Raw genomic sequence first — 17,623 nt, forward strand, 5'->3', positions numbered from 1 at the left:
GGGGGGCAGCGGAAGTCAATGCGGACCGTCGGTGGAGCAGGGGGTGCGGCCGTGAAGGTGCGTACGTGCGGCCGTCGGGCGACCGCCCCGGCCCGTGGTCCGGCAGGGTGAGCGGCGGGCGGCTGCTCGCGGTCAGCGACCTGCACGTCCGGTACGCCGAGAACCGCGCGATCGTCGACGGGCTGCGCCCCGGTTCCGAGCACGACTGGCTGATCGTGGCCGGCGACGTGGCCGAGTACTTCGCGGACGTCCGCGCGACGCTGGCCCTCCTGCGCGACCGGTTCGCCACCGTGATCTGGGCTCCCGGCAACCACGAGCTGTGGACGCTGCGCGACGATCCGGTCCAGCTGCGCGGTGAGGCGCGCTACCGGGAACTGGTCGCGATGTGCCGCGAGTTGGGCGTGTTCACTCCGGAGGACGCGTACCCGGTCTGGCCCGGCCCGGACGGCCCGGTCACCGTGGCGCCGCTGTTCACGCTCTACGACTATTCGTTCCACGCCCCCGGCGCCACCGACAAGGAGGAGTCGCTGCGCCGGGCGTACGACGCTGGGGTGGTGTGCACCGACGAGATGCTGCTGCATCCCGACCCGTACCCGGGACGCGACGCCTGGTGCGCGGTCCGGGTGGCGTACACCGAGCGGCGGCTGGCGGCCGTCGACCCCGCCCGGCCGACGGTGCTGGTGAACCACTTCCCGCTGGTTCGGGAGCCGACCCGGGTGCTGCGCCACCCGGAGTTCGCGCAGTGGTGCGGCACCACGCGGACAGCGGACTGGCACCTGCGCTTCCGCGCGGCCGCAGTGGTCTACGGCCACCTGCACATCCCACGCACCACCTGGTACGACGGGGTTCGCTTCGAGGAGGTGTCGCTGGGCTATCCGAGGGAGTGGCGTCCCCGTGGCGAGCCGGTCCTGCCCCGCGTGGTGCTGCCCGCCCCGCCGTCCTGACTCGCGGCGGGTGCGATGTCGCGCGGGATCCGGCGGCCCGTGCCAGGTAGCCGTGACCGGTCGGATCGCGGTGGAGGTCGCCCGCCACTGCCGTCACCGTTCGTCGGTCGGCTGCCGGTCCGCGGCGACTACCGGCCGGTCGAGGAAGAGCAGCTGGGCCCGCTTCTCCGGCTTGTCGACGATCGGCCCGAGGTGGAAGCCGCTGCGCAGCAGCCGCGCGATCGCCTTGTCGTTGCGCGCGTCCGGCTCGGCCAACAGCCGTCGCCGGTTCGGGTCGGCCCAGACGAAGTCGAGCAGCGCGCCGAGCAGCTCTCCGGTGAATCCCGGCTCGGCCACGGCCGCCGGGCCGACGAGCAGGTGCAGGCCGAAGTCCCCGGGCTGGACGGGGTAGCACTCGCCGACCGGGTCGGCCTCCGGCTGGTACGTCTGGAACAGCGCCACCGGCAGCCCGTCCCGGCGCACCAGGTAGGCGTGGTGTGTGGTCAGCGAATTCAGGTAGGTGTAGATCTCCCGCACCCGCTCGCGGTCGGCGTCCAGCATGCCCCAGAACCGGGCCCGCTCCTGCGTCACCCAGCCGTGCAGCAGGTCGACGTCGCCGTCCGGGTCGACCGGGCGGACGGTGAGCCGGCCGAACCCGGCCACGTCGCGGTCGTGGTGGTGCGGGTCGGTTCCGGTGGTGTCCTGCTCAGTGGTCATCTCGCTCCTCGGTGAGCTGCTCCCAGTCCGTGGTCACGGGCAGCAGGTCGCCGGCCAGCCAGGCCGGCGTCTGGTCGTGGTGGTGCGCGTCGCCGGGCACCCCGCAGGCGCCGAACGGCACGACCCAACGGCTGCGGTCGCGGTCGCCGAGATCCCAGACGTAACGCGCCGCCGGCCCGCGCAGGCAGTCGTGGGTGACTCCCGGCACGCTGGAGGTGCAGAGCACGCAGTCGTGGTCGCCGGCGAGCCCTGGCACCACGTCCGCGTCCGCCTCCGGCAGCGCTCGCCACGGCGTGAGCCGGTGCAGCTCGCCCCAGCGGGGCAGCTCCCGTTCCGCCACGTCCTCGACGGCGGCGCGCACCAGCGCCTCCGGGTCGCCGTCGGGCAACAGCCCGCTGCCCAGCACCGCCTCGATCGCGTGCGCCACCCGCGGCGTGAGCGCCAGCCAGGGCTGGAACAGCTGCGGGTACGCCGGTGGGTCGGCGAGCGGGGCGAGCGCCTCGTGGGCGGTGAGCCGGCGCACGAGCGCCGCCCGCACCAGCGCGTACGCGGCGGCGTCGCGGCTGTCGGCGGCCATCCGGCGGTCCCAGCCCAGCAGCCGGTCACGCAGGGCGGTGGCGGCGGGACCGAGCCCGGTGAGCCGGGCCAGCCGGGCGATCAGGGGGCCCGCCGAGGCCAGGTGCGCGTCGGTGTGGATCGTCGCCATCGCCTCGGCCGTCCAGTCGCCGCCCGCGTCGAGCAGTTCACGGATCCGGTCGGCCCGGTACGGCGGGGCGAACTCGACGCCGAGCGGCGCGGCGAGCTCGCACGCGTTCGCCATCACCGCGCACTCGTCCACCTCGGCGAGTGGCATCGGCGCGTACCAGCCCTGCCAGGCGTGCTCGGCCGACCAGGCGGGGACCACCCGGAGCCGGTTCGCCGGATGCCGCACCGGCACCGCGCCGGCGACGCGGTGCAGCAGCCCGCCGGAGTTGTCGGCGGCCTGGAGCACATTGACCGGCTCGACCCACTGGTCGACGGCCGCGTCCACGTCGGCGACGGTCCGGGCCCGCAGCAGCGCCGGCAGCGTGGCGAAGCCCAGCTCCGCGAGCACCCGGGGCGGATGGCGGAGGCTGATGGCCGTGTCGTCGTCCGGGCCGCCGATCACCACCGGCCCGCGGGCGGTCTCGATCACCTCGACCTCCACCGGGTTCCCGCCGGCGACCTCGACGGTCTCCGTGTGCGTCGCCGCGGGCTCCCAGCCGTCCGGTCCGTACGCCTCGACGGCGGTGCCGCGGCGGCGCAGCCGCTCCGCGTACAGGTCCTGGTAGTCGGCCATCGCGTTGGTGATGGCCCAGGCGACCCCGCCGGTCTGTCCGAAGTGTGCGATTCCTGGCACGCCGGGCACTGCGAATCCGACGACGTCGTACTCCGGGCAGGCCAGCCGGATCTGCTGGTACACGCCGGGGTCCTCGATGAAGCGGTGCGGGTCCCCGGCGAGCAGCGCCGCCCCGGCGGCGGTGCGGTCACCGGCCAGCAGCCAGCCGTTGCTGCCGGCGGTGGCCGGTGCGTCGGCTGCGAAGAGCGTCATCCACTGTTCGCCGAGCCGGCGGGCCACGTGCTCGCGCCACAGCTTCGTCGGCACGTTGGCGAACAGCACGTGGTGGGACAGCCACACGGCCAGCGGGGTCCACGGCTCCCAACGGCCGGGTTGCAGCCCGACGGCGGCGAACTGCGGCGACCGGGACGCCCCGGCGGCCAGGCCGGCGTTGACCCCGTCGACGTAGGCGCCCACCCACTCGGCGGTGGCCGGATCCAGCGCGGTGTGGCAGCGGCGGGCGGTGTCCGCCAGCCGCGCGCGGCGGGCGAACCGATCCCAGTCCAGCTCGCCGACGCCGAGGAAGGCCGCACTGGTGCCCTGGGCCCGGTGCCGCTCCACCTCCAACTGCCAGGCCCGGTCGTACGCGGTCACCCGGCCCTGCGCCGCGACGAGCGCCGGCTCCGCGTCGGCCCGCAGGTGCGGGACGCCCCAGGCGTCGCGGAACACCTGGGGGGTCACGCCGGCTCCGGGGCGGGTCGTGCGACCGGGCGGCGGGCGGCCGGAACGACCAGCGGGGTGCCGCTCTCCGGGTCCTCGATCACCCGGCAGGGCAGCCCGAACACCTCCGCGACCAGCTCCGCGGTGACCACCTCGCCGGGCGGCCCGGCGGCGACGACCCGGCCGTCGCGCATCGCGATCAGATGGGTGGCGTACCGGGCGGCGTGGTTCAGGTCGTGCAGCACCGCGACCAGGGTGCGGCCCTGCTCCTCGTGCAGCCGGGCGCACAGGTCGAGGATCTCGATCTGGTGGGCGATGTCCAGGTAGGTGGTGGGCTCGTCGAGCAGCAGCAGCGGCGTCTGCTGGGCCAGCGCCATGGCGATCCACACCCGCTGGCGCTGCCCACCGGAGAGTTCGTCCATCACCCGGTCGGCGAGGTCGGCGACGCCGGTGGCCGTCATCGACTCCTCGACCACCCGCTCGTCCTCGCGTGACCACTGCCGCAGCAGGCCCTGATGCGGGTACCGGCCGCGGGCCACCAGCTCGGCCACCGTGATGCCGTCCGGCGCGATCGACGACTGCGGCAGCAGACCGAGCGTGCGGGCGACCTGGCGGGCCGGCCGGCGGTGGATGTCCGCCCCGTCGAGCAGCACCGATCCGCTCGTCGGCTTGAGCATCCGCGACAGCGCCCGCAGCACTGTCGACTTGCCGCACGCGTTGGGCCCGATCACCACCGTGAAGGAGTGGTCCGGCACGGCGACGGTCAGTTCTTCGGCGATGGTGCGCCGGTCGTACGCGAGGGTCATCCCGGTACCGAGGAGCCTGGAGGTGCCGGCCTGCATGAGTGGTGCTCCGTTCTCGTCGCGGGTGTTCCCGGCGGCTCCGCCGCCCCTCGCGAACCGGCTCACAGCCGGCCCGCCCGTCGTTGCATCGCCAGCAGCCAGACCAGGTACGCCCCGCCGATCGCGCCGGTGATCGCGCCGGCCGGAAGCTGGTGACCGGTGAACGCCCGTTGCGCCAGCAGATCGGCGGCCACGAGCAGTGCCGCGCCCACACACATCGCGGCAAGCAGGTTCGGCCCGGGCGAGCGGGTGAGACGTCGGGTCAGGTGCGGAGCGGTCAGCGCCACGAACGACACCGGTCCGGCGGCCGCCGCCGCGAACGACACCAGCAGTACCGCCGCGGCGAGCAGCACCATCCGCAGCCGTCGCACCGGAACACCGAGCGCCGCGGCGGTGTCGTCGCCCATCTCCAGCATCCGCAGCGCCGGTCCGCAGCCGACCAGCACCAGCGGGCCGAGCACCCCCAGCACGATCAGCAGCGGTAGCGCCTCGGACCAGCCCCGCCCGTCCAGGCTCCCGGTGAGCCAGAGCACCGCCCGGGCGGCGTCCATCAGCGGTGCCCGGGTCAACAGGTAGCCGTTGACGCCGGTGAGGATGGCGGTGATGCCGATGCCGACCAGGATCAGCCGGTAGCCGTGCACGCCGTTGCGCCAGGTGAGGAGGTAGACGAGCAGCCCGGTGGCGAGGCCGCCGGCCACCGCTGCGCCGGAGAGGGCGAGGCTGCTGCCGCCGAGCACCACCACGACCAGCGCGCCGGTCGACGCGCCCTGGGTGAATCCGAGCATGTCGGGGCTGCCCAGCGGGTTGCGCACCAGCGACTGGAAGACCGCCCCGGCCAGCGCCAGGGCCGCGCCCACCAGCAGCGCGGTGACCAGCCGGGGCAGCCGCAACTCGTGGATGATGAACCGCTCGGCCGGGGTGCCGCCACCGAGCAGGGTGCGCAGCACGTCGGCGGGCGTCATCGGGTAGTCGCCGCCGGCGACGGCCACCACGCCGAGGGCCGCGGCGAGCAGGGCACAGCCGGCTCCGACGGCGAGCGCGCGGGGACGGAACCGCAGCGAGTATCCGCCCGGGGTACGCAGTACGGTCACGGGCGGGCCACCCTCCTGCGCAGCACCAGCCAGAGGAAGAGCGGCCCACCGAGGACGGCCGTCACCATCCCCACCTGGAGTTCACCGGGGCGGCCGAGCACCCGGCCGAGCACGTCGGCGCCGAGCAGCAGCACCGGTGAGAGCACCGCGCAGTACGGCAGCAGCCAGCGCAGGTCGGGCCCGGTGAGCGCGCGGACCAGGTGCGGCACGAGCAGGCCGACGAAGACGATCGGGCCGCAGGCTGCGGTGGCCGCCCCGCACAGCAGGGTGACCACCGTGATGACGGTCGCCCGGATCAGCGCCGGGCGCGCGCCGAGAGCCCGGGCCGCGTCGTCGCCGAGAGCGAGTGCGTTGAGCGGACGCGCGGCAGCGAGCGCGACCAGCAGCCCTGCCCCGATGAACGGCGCCACCCGGGCGACCGTGGCGGCGTCGGCGCTGGCCAGCGAGCCGACGGTCCAGAAGCGCAGCCGGTCCAGCGAGGCGGCGTCGAGCAGCATCACGGCGCTGACGTACGAGTAGAGGGCGGCGTTGAGCGCCGCGCCGGCCAGCGCGAGCCGGGCCGGGGTGGCGCCGCGCCCGCCTCCGACGGCGTAGACCAGCGCGGTCACCGCCGCCGCGCCGAGCAGCGCGAACCACACGTACCCGTTGAGTGCGGTCACGCCGAGCACGGCGGCGGTGGCCACCGCGGCGGAGGCGCCCGAGTTGATGCCGAGCAGACCCGGGTCGGCGAGCGGGTTGCGGGTGAGCGCCTGCATCACCGCGCCGGCCACACCGAGGGCGGCGCCGGCGAGCAGGCCGAGCAGCGTACGCGGCAGACGCATCTGGTGGACGACCGCGTACTCGGCCGAGTCGGGTTCCCGTAGGCCCGACCAGACGTCGGCGAGAGGCAGTTGCTTCGCGCCCACCGTGATGCTGAGCACGACGACGGCGGCGAGCAGCGCCACGGCGCCGACCAGGCCGACGGCCCGTACGGTGGCCCGCCCGCGGCGCGGTGGGACCGGTCGGGGGGCCGTCGCGGCGACGCCGGATGGTGATGACTGGAGAACGGACAGTGTGGGCTCCGGTAGGGGGAGAAACGCCGGACGAGACTTGACAGCGATTTAGGTTAGGTTAACCTAACCGCGCTGTCCACGGTCATCCTGGACCCTGATCGAAAGACGACGCCATGCTCGATTCCACGTCTCGTATCTCCCGTCGCGGCCTGCTGGCCGGTGGGGCCGCCGCCATCGGCCTCCTGCTGGCCGGTTGCAGCGGCGGCGGCGATTCCGCCAAACCGACCACCAGCGGTGGTGGCCCCTGGACGTTCACCGACGACCGAAGCGAGAAGGTGACCGCCGCCAACCGGCCGAACCGGGTCGTGGCGTTCACCGGCACCGCCGCCGCGTTGGTCGATTTCGGACTCGACAAGCAGATCGTCGGGGTGTTCGGCGAGACGAAGCGGGCCGACGGCACGGTCGACCCGCAGGCCGGTGACCTGAACGTGGAGGGGGTGGAGATCCTCGGCAACGTCTGGGGCGAGTTCAGCGTCGAGAAGTACGCCGCGCTCCGCCCCGAGTTGCTCGTCACCCACATGTACGACCCCGGCGCCCTCTGGTACGTCCCGGACGAGAGCAAGAACAAGATCCTTCCACTCGCGCCCTCCGTGGCGATCACCACCGCACGGGTGCCGATGACCAAGCCGATCGAGCGCTACGCCAAGCTCGCCGAGTCCCTCGGCGCGGACCTGTCCGCGAAGAAGGTCACCGACGCCAAGGCCCGCTTCGAGGCGGCGGCCGAGTCGGTCCGTCAGGCGGTGAAGGCCAACCCGGGCATCAAGGTGCTGGCCGCCTCCGGCAGCCCGGACCTGTTCTACGCCTCCAACCCGAAGGTCAGCACCGACCTCATGTACTTCGCCGAGCTCGGCGTCGACATCGTGGTGCCCACCAAGCTCGAAGCGGGTGACTACTTCGAGGCGCTCAGCTGGGAGAACGCCGGCAAGTTCCCGGCCGACCTGATCCTGCTGGACAACCGCAGCACCGCGCTGCAGCCCAAGGACCTCGCCGCCAAGCCGACCTGGGCACAGCTGCCCGCGGTCAAGGCCAACCAGGTCGCGCCGTGGGACGCCGTCCCACGCTTCTCGTACGCCGGCGCCGCGCCGCTGCTGGAGAACCTCGCCACCACCATCCGCGCCGCCAAGAAGCTGAGCTGAGGCGGCGAGGAAGGGCCCCGGCCGACGATCCGCTGTCCGCCGGGCCCCTTCCCGGCATCTCTCGCGGCCTCCGCCGCGTATGTCCGGCACGTAGTCCGGCGACGCCGTTCCCCCTGCCGTCCTGCCGCCCGACCACGGCGGCGGGTTCCGGCCGCCCGAGATCAGCTCCGTCCGCAACCGAGCGTGGAGGACATTTCCCAATGAGTCTGCCGGCGTACACCGTCGAGGCCGTCACGAACCTGCCCGGTTCGCCCACCCCCGTCCCGGTCGAGGCCCGGTCCGGTGCCACCGCCGCCCGGGGACATCTGTTCAACAGCGGGACGGCCGCGCGGTACCGGACGGTTCTCGCCGGTGGTGTCGACCGGGTGGCCCGGCGAGTGGCCGGCGTGGACCGGCCGTTCACCGGGGTGACGCCGGGGGAGCTGGCTCCCCGGTTCGCCGGCATCGACCTGGACCGGCCGCTCGGCGACACCGCCGCCGCTCTGGACGAACTCGACGAGGTCTACCTGCGCGACGCGGTCTGGTTCCACCATCCCCGCTACCTGGCGCACCTGAACTGCCCGGTGGTGATCCCGGCGCTGCTCGGCGAGGCGGTGCTCAGCGCCGTGAACTCCTCCCTGGACACCTGGGACCAGAGCGCCGGGGCGACCCTGGTCGAGCGCCGCCTGATCGACTGGACGGCTGAGCGGATCGGTCTCGGTCCCGCCGCCGACGGGGTCTTCACCAGCGGCGGCAGCCAGTCGAACCTGCAGGCGCTGCTGCTGGCCCGGGAGGAGGCGTGCCAGGCCGCGGCGGGCCGGGAGGCCCGTGCCGAACTGCTGCCCCGGCTGCGGGTGCTCACCTCGACGGCCGGTCACTTCAGCGTGCAGAAGTCGGCGAACCTGCTCGGCCTGGCCCCGGACGCGGTACTGACCATCCCGACCGACGCGCAGCGGCGGATGATCCCCGCCGTGCTGCGGCGGGAGATCGAGCGCTGCCGGCGCGACGGGCTGGTGGTGATGGCCGTGGTGGCCACCGCCGGTACCACGGACTTCGGCTCCATCGACCCGCTCGACGAGATCACGGCGGTCTGTGCCGCCACCGGCGTCTGGCTGCACGTCGACGCGGCGTACGGCTGCGGGCTGCTGGCCTCGCGCACCCGCCGGCACCTGCTCGACGGGATCGAGCGGGCCGACTCGGTGACCGTCGACTACCACAAGTCCTTCTTCCAGCCGGTCAGCTCCAGCGCCGTGCTGGTACGCGACCGACGCGTGCTGCGGCACGTCACGTACCACGCCGACTACCTCAATCCGGCCCGCATGGTCGAGCAACGCATCCCCAACCAGGTGGACAAGAGCCTCCAGACCACGCGGCGTTTCGACGCGCTCAAACTCTGGCTGACCCTGCGAGTGATGGGCCCCGACCTGCTCGGCGACCTCTTCGACGAGGTGGTGGACCGGGCCGCCGACGCCTGGGAACTGATCAGCGAGGACCCCCGGTTCGAGGTGGTTACCCGGTCACCGCTGAGCACCGTCGTCTTCCGCTACCTGCCCACCGGAGCGGGGCGGGGACTCGCCGACGCGGCGAACCTGTACGCGCGGGAGGCGCTGGCCGCCTCCGGCGCCGCCCTGGTCGCCGGCACCACGGTGGACGGCCGGCACTTCCTCAAGTTCACCCTGCTCAACCCCGAGACCACTCTCGACGACGTCGGGCACGTGCTGCAGCTCATCGCCGAACACGCGGGCCGGTACGTGCACGAGCGGAGCACCGCCGACCTGGCCTGCCGGGTCGGCTGACCACCGAAGGCTGCCGAACCCGCCCGGGAGGGCCGCATGTCCACGCACGATTTCATCGCCATCGGCCTCGGCCCGTACAACCTGGGCCTGGCCTGCCTCACCGCGCCGATCCCCGAACTGGACGGGGTGTTCCTGGAGGCCCGACCGGGCGTCGACTGGCACCCCGGCATGCTGTTGTCCTCGGCCCGCCTGCAGACACCGTTCCTGGCCGACCTGGTCACCCTCGCCGACCCCACCTCGCCGTTCTCGTTCCTCAACTACCTGAAGGAGAGCGGGCGGCTCTACCCGTTCTACATCCGGGAGAGCTTCTACCCGCTGCGCGGCGAGTACAGCGCGTACTGCCGGTGGGCCGCCGCGAAGCTGCCCAACCTGCGGTTCAACCACGAGGTCACCTCCGTCGAGTACGACCCGGCCGACGGGCGGTACGTGGTGCGCGCCCGGGTCGGCGCGGGGGAGACCGTCACCTACCGGGCGCGGCATCTGGTGCTCGGCACCGGGACCCCGCCATACCTGCCCGAGAGGTGCGAGGGGCTCGGCGGCGAGCCGGTGCACACCTCCCGCTACCTGGAGAACCGCGCGGCGCTGCGGACCAGACGGAGCATCACGGTGATCGGCAGCGGGCAGAGCGCGGCGGAGATCTACCACGACCTGCTCGGCGACATCGACACGTACGGCTACCAGCTGAACTGGGTCACCCGCTCGCCCCGGTTCTTCCCGCTGGAGTACACCAAGCTCACCCTGGAGATGACCTCACCGGACTACGTGGACTACTTCCACGCCCTGCCCGAGTCGACCCGCTACCGGCTGGAGTCCGAGCAGAAGGGCCTGTTCAAGGGCATCAGCGGGGATCTCGTCGACGGGATCTTCGACCTGCTCTACGAGCGCAGCGTCGCCGGGCCGGTGAACACCCGGCTGCTCACCAACACCGAGCTGGTCAGCGCCGCGTACGAACCGGCCACCGGCACGTACGACCTCGGGCTGCGGCACGTCGAGCAGGGGCGGGACTTCACCCTGCGTACGGAGGGGCTGGTGCTGGCCACCGGCTACCGCTACCTGCCGCCGGCGTTCCTGGAGCCGGTCCGGGACCGGATCCGCTGGGACGCGCACGGACGCTTCGACGTCGCCCGCAACTACAGCATCGACCACGCCGGCCGGGAGATCTTCCTGCAGAACGGGGGCACCCACACCCACAGCGTGACCTCGCCGGACCTCGGCATGGGCCCGTACCGCAACTCGTGGATCATCCGTGAGCTGCTCGGCCGGGAGCACTACCCGATCGAGAAGAGCATCACCTTTCAGGAGTTCGGCGCACCGGCGGGATCGGCGTCGTGAGCGGGCGCAACGAGTCGGCGGCTGATGACTCCCGGCCGCGTCGCGGCGTCGAGTTCACTCGGGTCGACCCCTCGTTGGGCGAGTTCGCCCTGCGCCCGGTCGATCCGCACATCGACGCCGCGCTGCTGCACCGCTGGGTGACCCATCCGAAGGCCGTGTTCTGGCTCATGCGGGACGCCGACGTGGCCCGGGTCGCCGAGGAGTACCGGCGCATCGTGGAGCATCCGCACCATGACGCGTACCTGGGCCACTGGCGTGGTCGGCCCGCCTTCCTGGCCGAGCGCTACGACCCCGCGCGCGTCGAACTCGTCGGCCGGTACGACGCACGCCCCGGTGACGTGGGCATGCACTTCCTCTGCGCGCCGGCCGACACCCCCGTGCACGGCTTCACCCGCGCGGTGATCACCACGGTGCTGGCCTGGCTCTTCGCCGACCCGTCGACCGAACGGGTGGTGGTCGAGCCGGACGTGCGCAACACCGCGGTGCACGCGCTGAACGCCGCCGTCGGCTTCGAGGTCGTCGGCGCCATCACGAAACCCGAGAAGGACGCACTGTTGAGCATCTGCACCCGCGCCGGCTTCCATTCCGCCACCGGCCTCGACGCCGGCCCGGTCTCCGCGACCGGAGCGCCCGGCATGGACGGAGCCTCGGCGTGACCGTGTTCGACCCCGTCGCCCACCTCACTCCCGCGCACTGGGCCCGGGCCAACCGGCTGCTGGTGCGCAAGGCCCTCGCCGAGTTCGCCCACGAGCGGCTGCTCACCCCGGAGCCGACGGCCGCGCCCGCCGCCGCTGGCGGCGACACCCCACGCTGGTACGTGGTGCGCAGCGAGGACGGCACCGTGACGTACCGCTTCGCCGCCATCGTGCGCACCCTCGAGCACTGGCAGATCGACGCCGAGAGCATCACCCGGCATCGCGGCGAGGACGAGCTGCCCCTCGACGCGGTCGACCTGATCATCGAGCTGCGCGGGGCCCTCGGGCTCTCCGATCAGGTCCTCCCGGTCTACCTGGAGGAGATCACGTCCACACTGGCCGGCATCGCCTACAAGCTGGACCGCTCGCCGATGACCGCCAAGGAACTCGCGGCGGCCGACTTCCAGACCATCGAGACCTCGATGACCGAGGGTCACCCCTGCTTCGTGGCCAACAACGGCCGGCTCGGCTTCGGCATCGACGAGTACCACCGGTACGCCCCGGAGGCGGCCCGGCCGGTCCGGCTGCTCTGGCTCGCCGCGCACCGCGACCACGCGCAGTTCAGCCACTGCGCGGACCTCGACTACGACACCCTCGTCACCGGCGAACTCGGTGCGGAGACGCTGTCCCGGTTCGAGGCCGTCATGGCCGGGCTCGGCCTCGACCTCGACGACTACCTGCTGCTCCCGGTCCACCCGTGGCAGTGGCGGCACCGGATCGCGGTCACCTTCGCCGGCGAGGTGGCGCAGCGCCGCCTGGTGTGGCTCGGAACCGGGCCCGACGAACACCTCGCTCAACAGTCCATCCGGACGTTCTTCAACCTCACCGACCCGACACGGCACTACGTCAAGACCGCGCTCTCGGTGCTCAACATGGGGTTCATGCGCGGGTTGTCGGCCGCGTACATGGCGGGGACGCCGGCCATCAACGACTGGCTCGCCGAGCTGATCGCCGCCGACGAGGTCTTCACCGCGACCGGCCTCACCGTCCTGCGGGAGCGGGCCGCGATCGGCTACCGGCACTCGCAGTACGAGGCGGCCACCGACCGGTACTCGCCGTACCGGAAGATGCTCGCCGCGCTCTGGCGGGAGAGCCCGGTGCCGGATCTCGGACCGGGCCGGCGACTGGCCACCATGGCCTCGCTGCTGCACGTCGACCGCGACGGCGGCTCCTTCGCCGCCGCGTTGATCGACCGGTCGGGCCTGGCGCCGGAGACGTGGCTGCGCCGCTACCTGGACGCCTACCTGACCCCGCTGCTGCACGCGTTCTACGCCTACGACCTGGCCTTCATGCCGCACGGCGAGAACGTGATCCTCGTCCTCGACGACCACGACACCGTCGAGCGGGCGATCTTCAAGGACATCGCCGAGGAGATCGTGGTGATGAGCCCCGACCGGCCACTGCCACCGGCGGTCGAACGCATCCGGGCCGACGTGCCGGAGCAGGAGCGGCTGCTGGCCGTCTTCACCGACGTGCTGGACTGCTACCTGCGCCACCTGGGCGCGGTACTGGCCGAGGCCGGGACGCTCACCGAGGAGGCGTTCTGGCGTACGGTGGCCGGCTGCGCCGCCGACTACCTGGCTAGCGTTCCGCACCTGGCCGCGCGGATCGAGCGCTACGACCTGTTCGCCCCGGAGTTCGCGCTCTCCTGCCTCAACCGGTTGCAGCTGCGTGACAACCAGCAGATGGTCGACCTCGCCGACCCGTCGGCGGCGCTGCAACTCGTCGGCACGCTGGCCAACCCGCTGGCACCGTACGCGCCCGCGCGCTAGGGCCGACGCCGTCGGGGCGACCGGGGTGGCCGGGACGCCCCGACGGCGCGTCTAATGACCCGATGACGACGCTGCGCACCCTGAGCCTGCTCGCCGCGACTGTGACCATGGGACTGATGGCCGGCCTCTTCACCGCGTTCGCGTACTCCGTCATGCCCGGCCTGGTACGGGCCGACGCCCGGACGCTGATCCTCGCCATGCAGCGGATCAACGAGGCCATCCTCAACGGCTGGTTCTTCGCCTGCTTCTTCGGCGCACTGCTCTTCACCGGCGCGGCCGCGGCTCTGCACGCGAGCGCGGACTGGACCGGCGTGCTGCCCTGGATCGTGTCGGCGCTGGTGCTCTACCTGGTCGCGCTGGTGGTCACCATGGCGGTCAACGTGCCGCTGAACAACGCGCTCGCCCGGGCCGGTGACCCCGACCGGCTCGCCGACGTCGCTGCGGTGCGGGACCGGTTCGCCCCGGCGTGGATCCGCTGGAACCTGGTGCGTGCGGTCGCCTCGGCGGCCGGGTTCGTACTGCTCAGCTGGGCACTGGTGGTGCACGGCCGGGTCGCGGGCTGACCCGGCGCGTCTCCTCGTCCGGGCCGGTCAGAACTCGTGGTACATGACGTGCAGGCCGACCCGGCCGAGGGTGGGGTGCCGGAACGCGCCGGGCACGGTGCCCACCACCGTGAAGCCCTCCCGCAGGTACACCTCGACGGCCGCCCGGTTCGTCTCCACGACCGCGTTGAACTGCATGCCCGCGTACCCCTGCCGCCGAGCCCAGTCGAGCGCGTCCCGGCAGAGCGCGGTGCCGGCACCCCGGCCGCGGCAGTCGGTCGCCACCATGAAGCTCGCGGTGCAGATGTGCGAGCCGGGCCCGGGACGGTTGGGACCCATCTTCGCCGTACCGAGGACCCGCGTGCCGTCGACGGCCACCACGGTACGTCCGGGCGGGGCCTCCACCCAGATCGCGTACGCCTCGTCGGCGCTCATCGCGGGATCGTAGGCGAACGTGTCCTGCGCCCGGACGACTTCGGAGACGATCGGCCACACCTGCGCCCAGTCCTGCGGCGCGAACTCTCGGATCCGCACCCGCGCAGGCTAGGGACGCCGGTACGGCGAGGCAACCGGGTTTCCCGAGACGCCGGCGGCCCGGCGGGCGCTCTCCGGCCGGCGGGATCCGCGTGGTGACGTACCGCTCGGGCGCGGGCACGGGAGGTCCACAGTGGTGGCACCGGCGGATCGTTGTCGGTGCCCGAACCTAGACTCCACGGCCATGGTGATGGTGAGGTTCGTCGACGAGACCACCGGTGGCGCCAAGGCCGACGCGTGGCACCTGGAGGTCTTCGAGGAGCGGCTCGCCCTGCGCGAGCTGATCCGCCGCCGGGTCTTCCAGGAGGTGGCCGAGTACAACGCCCGGCGGCCCGAGGTCTTCCGCGGCCTGGTGCAGCCCAGCGACGCCGAGCGCACGCTCAACGGCTACCGGTTGCGCGAGCCCCGCCGGGTCGACGCCGAGGAGCAGTACGAACGCGCGATCGAGACGTTCGGCCGCAACGGTTTCGTGGTGCTCGTCGACGACCGGCAGGTCGACCACCTCGACGCGGAGGTGCAGTTGCACGCCGGCACGGAGGTCTGCTTCCTCAAGCTCGTCCCGCTGGTCGGTGGCTGATGAGCGCCTACGACAAGCACGTCGCCGCGCTCCGGCGGCTCGCCACCGGCGACGACATCGCCGCGATCGTCACGGAGCTGGTCTGGATCGCCCGTCACTTCCACGGCGGCTGGTACTACGAGGGCCCTCGGATCGCCGATGCGCTCGACGCGCTGCCCGGCGACCGGCGGGCCCGGCTCGCGACCGCCCTGGTCGACCGGCTCGAGGCGGGTGACCCGCCGGGCCACGACGACGAGGCCGACGACGAGGAGTTGAGCACGCTCGTGGTGGTGCTGCTGCGCAGGTTCGGCGCGGCGGTCGCCATCGCCGACATCCGGCGCCTGCTCGGCCACTCCACCGGCCGGTGGACCTGGTGGCTCGTCGACGAGTACGCCGAGCTGTGCCAGGTGGTGTACGAGACCGACGGCGCCCTGCCCGGCGAGGTCGTGGCGGCGCTGCGTCGCACGGAGGTCACCGGCTACAGCTCCACCGGCCCGCTACGGCAGCTGCTCGAACGGGTCCGTGAGCCCCTGCTGAACCCGGGGGAGGCGTGGAGCGACCAGGTGCTGGCCGAGCTGCCCGCGCTCGGCGGCGGCTGGCCGGACCTGCTGGCGCACGCGGTCACCGCCACCGCCGCCCGCCCCACCGCCCGTTGGGAACGGCAGGCGCGCGCGTTGCTCGACCGGGTGGGCGACGACGCCTACCGCAAGACGGCGCTCACCTGGCTGGCGCAGGTCGGTCGCCCGCGCACCGTCGCAATCCGCTCCCGCGACCACGAGTACAACTTCGCCGAGGCGTACGACCCGTACAACGCGACGGCGCTGCGAGGGCTCATCTGGCTGCTCACCCTCACCGCCGACGGCGCGGACAGCGACGTCGCGCGCGAGCTGGGGCGGCTGGTGGAGACCTCGCTGCGCAAGGTGCCGGGCCTCGGCCCGCGCAACCCCAAGGTGGCCAACGCCGCCGTCCAGGCGCTCTCCCGTCTGGACGGTGAGCCGGCGCTGGCCCAGCTCGCCCGGCTGACCGCCCGGGTCACCTACAAGGGCACGCTCAAGGAACTCAACAAGGCTCTCGACCAGCGGGCGACCGATCTCGGGCTGTCCCGGACGGAGGTCGAGGAGCTGGCGGTCCCGACGTACGGCCTGACCGGCACGGGTCGGCGGATCGAGACGTTCGGCGAGGTCACCGCGGAACTGGTGGTCGACGGCGGTGTGGTGGCGCTGCACTGGCGTAACGCCGCAGGCCGGCCGGTCCGGACGGTGCCCGCCGCCGTCCGCCGGGAGCACCCCGAGCGGCTGCGGGAGTTGAAGGCGACGGCGAAGGACGTCGAGAAGATGCTGGCCGCCCAGGCCGAGCGGCTGGACCGGCAGTTCCTCGCCCAGCGGCGTTGGCGGTACGCCGCCTGGCGGGCGCGGCATCTCGACCATCCGCTGGTCGGCACGCTCGGGCGGCGGCTGATCTGGTTGGTCGACGGAGTGCCGTGCGGGTACGCCGGCGGCGCGCTGCGCACCGTCGACGACGTGCCGGTCACGGCGGCCGACGACACCGAGGTGACGATCTGGCACCCGATCGGGCGTGACCTCGCCGAGGTGCTCGGCTGGCGCGACTGGCTGGAACGTCACGCCGTGGTGCAGCCGTTCAAGCAGGCGCACCGGGAGGTCTACCTGCTCACCGCCGCCGAGGAACGCACCGGCGTCTACTCCAACCGGTTCGCCGCGCACGTGTTGCGTCAGCACCAGTTCCACGCGCTCGCGGCGGTGCGCGGCTGGCGCAACCGGCTGCGGTTGATGGTCGACGACGAGTACCCTCCGGCGACCCGTGAGCTGCCCGAGTGGGGACTGCGCGCCGAGTACTGGGTGGAGGGGGCCGGCGACGACTACGACACCGACGCCACCGGCACGGGCAGCTATCTGCGGCTGGTCACCGACCAGGTCCGCTTCTACCCACTCGACGCGCCGGAGAACAGCGCGCACGCCGGTGGCGGCGGGTACGCGCAATGGCTCCCCGCGGGCGGCGAGCCGGCCGCCCCGCTGCCGCTGGAGCAGATCCCGCCGCTGGTGTTCAGCGAGGTGATGCGCGACGTCGACCTCTTCGTCGGGGTGGCCAGCGTGGGCAACGACCCGACCTGGCAGGACGGCGGCCCCGAGGGCCGGTACCGGGAGTACTGGCAGTCGTACGGCTTCGGCGAGCTGTCGGCCACCGCGCAGACCCGGCGGGACCTGCTCATGCGGCTCGTGCCCCGGCTGGCCGTCGCCGACCGGTGCCAGCTGGCGGGACGTTTCCTCGTGGTCCGCGGTGACCTGCGCACATACAAGATCCACCTCGGGTCGGGGAACATCCTGATGAGCCCCAACGACGAGTATCTCTGCATCGTGCCGCAGCAATCGGCGACGGCCGGGAACGGCCAGCTGTTCCTGCCGTTCGAGGGGGACCGGATGCTCGGCGTCATCCTCAGCAAGGCGCTGCTCCTCGCCCGGGACACCGAGATCACCGACGCGACGATCGTCTCCCAGATCCGGCACCGGTGAGCCCGCGCCGTGCCTCCGGTGGTCGCGGCGAGCCGCCGGAGGCACGGTCCCCGGGAACGATCCGGTCCGAAACAGGGTGGTCGGGACGGCCACGTGGACGACATGATCGGA

The 17,623-nt window shown here is 72.9% G+C and carries 15 protein-coding genes; 9 read left to right on the plus strand and 6 right to left on the minus strand.

Annotated features, from left to right (window positions below; all coding sequences use genetic code 11):
* Positions 1 to 65: 65 nt before the first annotated feature.
* On the plus strand, positions 66 to 944 hold the full coding sequence (locus ABZS42_RS10665; protein ID WP_355143852.1) for a metallophosphoesterase: 879 nt from the start codon (positions 66 to 68) through the stop codon (positions 942 to 944).
* Positions 945 to 1,037: 93 nt separating this feature from the next.
* On the opposite strand, the gene ABZS42_RS10670 is transcribed toward ABZS42_RS10665, so the two are convergent.
* The 5 genes from ABZS42_RS10670 to ABZS42_RS10690 form a co-directional block, all read right to left on the minus strand.
* Positions 1,038 to 1,640 carry a GNAT family N-acetyltransferase gene (locus tag ABZS42_RS10670; protein WP_355143854.1) on the minus strand — a complete coding sequence of 201 codons (603 nt, stop codon included), beginning with the start codon at positions 1,638 to 1,640 and terminating at the stop codon, positions 1,038 to 1,040.
* On the minus strand, positions 1,630 to 3,678 hold the full coding sequence (locus ABZS42_RS10675; protein WP_355143856.1) for a penicillin acylase family protein: 2,049 nt from the start codon (positions 3,676 to 3,678) through the stop codon (positions 1,630 to 1,632). The genes ABZS42_RS10670 and ABZS42_RS10675 overlap by 11 nt, the downstream gene beginning before the upstream one ends.
* A complete protein-coding gene (locus tag ABZS42_RS10680; protein WP_355143996.1) occupies positions 3,675 to 4,463 on the minus strand; it encodes an ABC transporter ATP-binding protein in 789 nt (262 codons plus the stop codon). The genes ABZS42_RS10675 and ABZS42_RS10680 overlap by 4 nt, the downstream gene beginning before the upstream one ends.
* Positions 4,464 to 4,561: 98 nt before the next feature.
* The gene (locus tag ABZS42_RS10685) at positions 4,562 to 5,590 is read right to left on the minus strand and encodes an iron chelate uptake ABC transporter family permease subunit (protein WP_355143858.1); all 1,029 of its coding nucleotides are present in this window, start codon (positions 5,588 to 5,590) and stop codon (positions 4,562 to 4,564) included.
* The gene (locus tag ABZS42_RS10690; RefSeq protein WP_355143998.1) at positions 5,587 to 6,642 is read right to left on the minus strand and encodes an iron chelate uptake ABC transporter family permease subunit; all 1,056 of its coding nucleotides are present in this window, start codon (positions 6,640 to 6,642) and stop codon (positions 5,587 to 5,589) included. The genes ABZS42_RS10685 and ABZS42_RS10690 overlap by 4 nt, the downstream gene beginning before the upstream one ends.
* Before the next feature lie 113 nt (positions 6,643 to 6,755).
* Here ABZS42_RS10690 and ABZS42_RS10695 point away from each other — a divergent pair, with 113 nt between their 5' ends.
* The 6 genes from ABZS42_RS10695 (at position 6,756) to ABZS42_RS10720 (ending at position 13,915) form a co-directional block, all read left to right on the plus strand.
* On the plus strand, positions 6,756 to 7,778 hold the full coding sequence (locus ABZS42_RS10695) for an ABC transporter substrate-binding protein (protein ID WP_355143860.1): 1,023 nt from the start codon (positions 6,756 to 6,758) through the stop codon (positions 7,776 to 7,778).
* 200 nt (positions 7,779 to 7,978) lie between these two features.
* The gene (locus tag ABZS42_RS10700; protein ID WP_355143862.1) at positions 7,979 to 9,553 is read left to right on the plus strand and encodes an aspartate aminotransferase family protein; all 1,575 of its coding nucleotides are present in this window, start codon (positions 7,979 to 7,981) and stop codon (positions 9,551 to 9,553) included.
* 36 nt (positions 9,554 to 9,589) lie between these two features.
* Complete coding sequence (locus ABZS42_RS10705; protein WP_355143864.1) at positions 9,590 to 10,885, plus strand: SidA/IucD/PvdA family monooxygenase; 1,296 nt, start codon at positions 9,590 to 9,592, stop codon at positions 10,883 to 10,885.
* A 74-nt stretch (positions 10,886 to 10,959) separates the two neighbouring features.
* Complete coding sequence (locus ABZS42_RS10710) at positions 10,960 to 11,541, plus strand: GNAT family N-acetyltransferase (protein WP_355144000.1); 582 nt, start codon at positions 10,960 to 10,962, stop codon at positions 11,539 to 11,541.
* The gene (locus tag ABZS42_RS10715; protein WP_355143866.1) at positions 11,538 to 13,352 is read left to right on the plus strand and encodes an IucA/IucC family protein; all 1,815 of its coding nucleotides are present in this window, start codon (positions 11,538 to 11,540) and stop codon (positions 13,350 to 13,352) included. The genes ABZS42_RS10710 and ABZS42_RS10715 overlap by 4 nt, the downstream gene beginning before the upstream one ends.
* A 62-nt stretch (positions 13,353 to 13,414) precedes the next feature.
* A complete protein-coding gene (locus tag ABZS42_RS10720) occupies positions 13,415 to 13,915 on the plus strand; it encodes an anthrone oxygenase family protein (RefSeq protein ID WP_355143868.1) in 501 nt (166 codons plus the stop codon).
* Between the two features lie 27 nt (positions 13,916 to 13,942).
* Here ABZS42_RS10720 and ABZS42_RS10725 read toward each other — a convergent pair whose 3' ends face one another.
* On the minus strand, positions 13,943 to 14,428 hold the full coding sequence (locus tag ABZS42_RS10725) for a GNAT family N-acetyltransferase (RefSeq protein ID WP_355143870.1): 486 nt from the start codon (positions 14,426 to 14,428) through the stop codon (positions 13,943 to 13,945).
* 184 nt (positions 14,429 to 14,612) lie between these two features.
* Here ABZS42_RS10725 and ABZS42_RS10730 point away from each other — a divergent pair, with 184 nt between their 5' ends.
* Together ABZS42_RS10730 and ABZS42_RS10735 are read left to right on the plus strand one after the other, a co-directional pair.
* Positions 14,613 to 15,005, plus strand: coding sequence for a hypothetical protein (locus tag ABZS42_RS10730; RefSeq protein WP_355143872.1), 393 nt, complete (start codon positions 14,613 to 14,615; stop codon positions 15,003 to 15,005).
* Complete coding sequence (locus ABZS42_RS10735) at positions 15,005 to 17,512, plus strand: DUF4132 domain-containing protein (RefSeq protein ID WP_355143874.1); 2,508 nt, start codon at positions 15,005 to 15,007, stop codon at positions 17,510 to 17,512. Before ABZS42_RS10730 ends, ABZS42_RS10735 begins: the two co-directional genes overlap by 1 nt.
* Positions 17,513 to 17,623: the final 111 nt, after the last annotated feature.

This window comes from Micromonospora sp. NPDC005367, from assembly GCF_040606825.1.
Taxonomy (GTDB): domain Bacteria; phylum Actinomycetota; class Actinomycetes; order Mycobacteriales; family Micromonosporaceae; genus Micromonospora.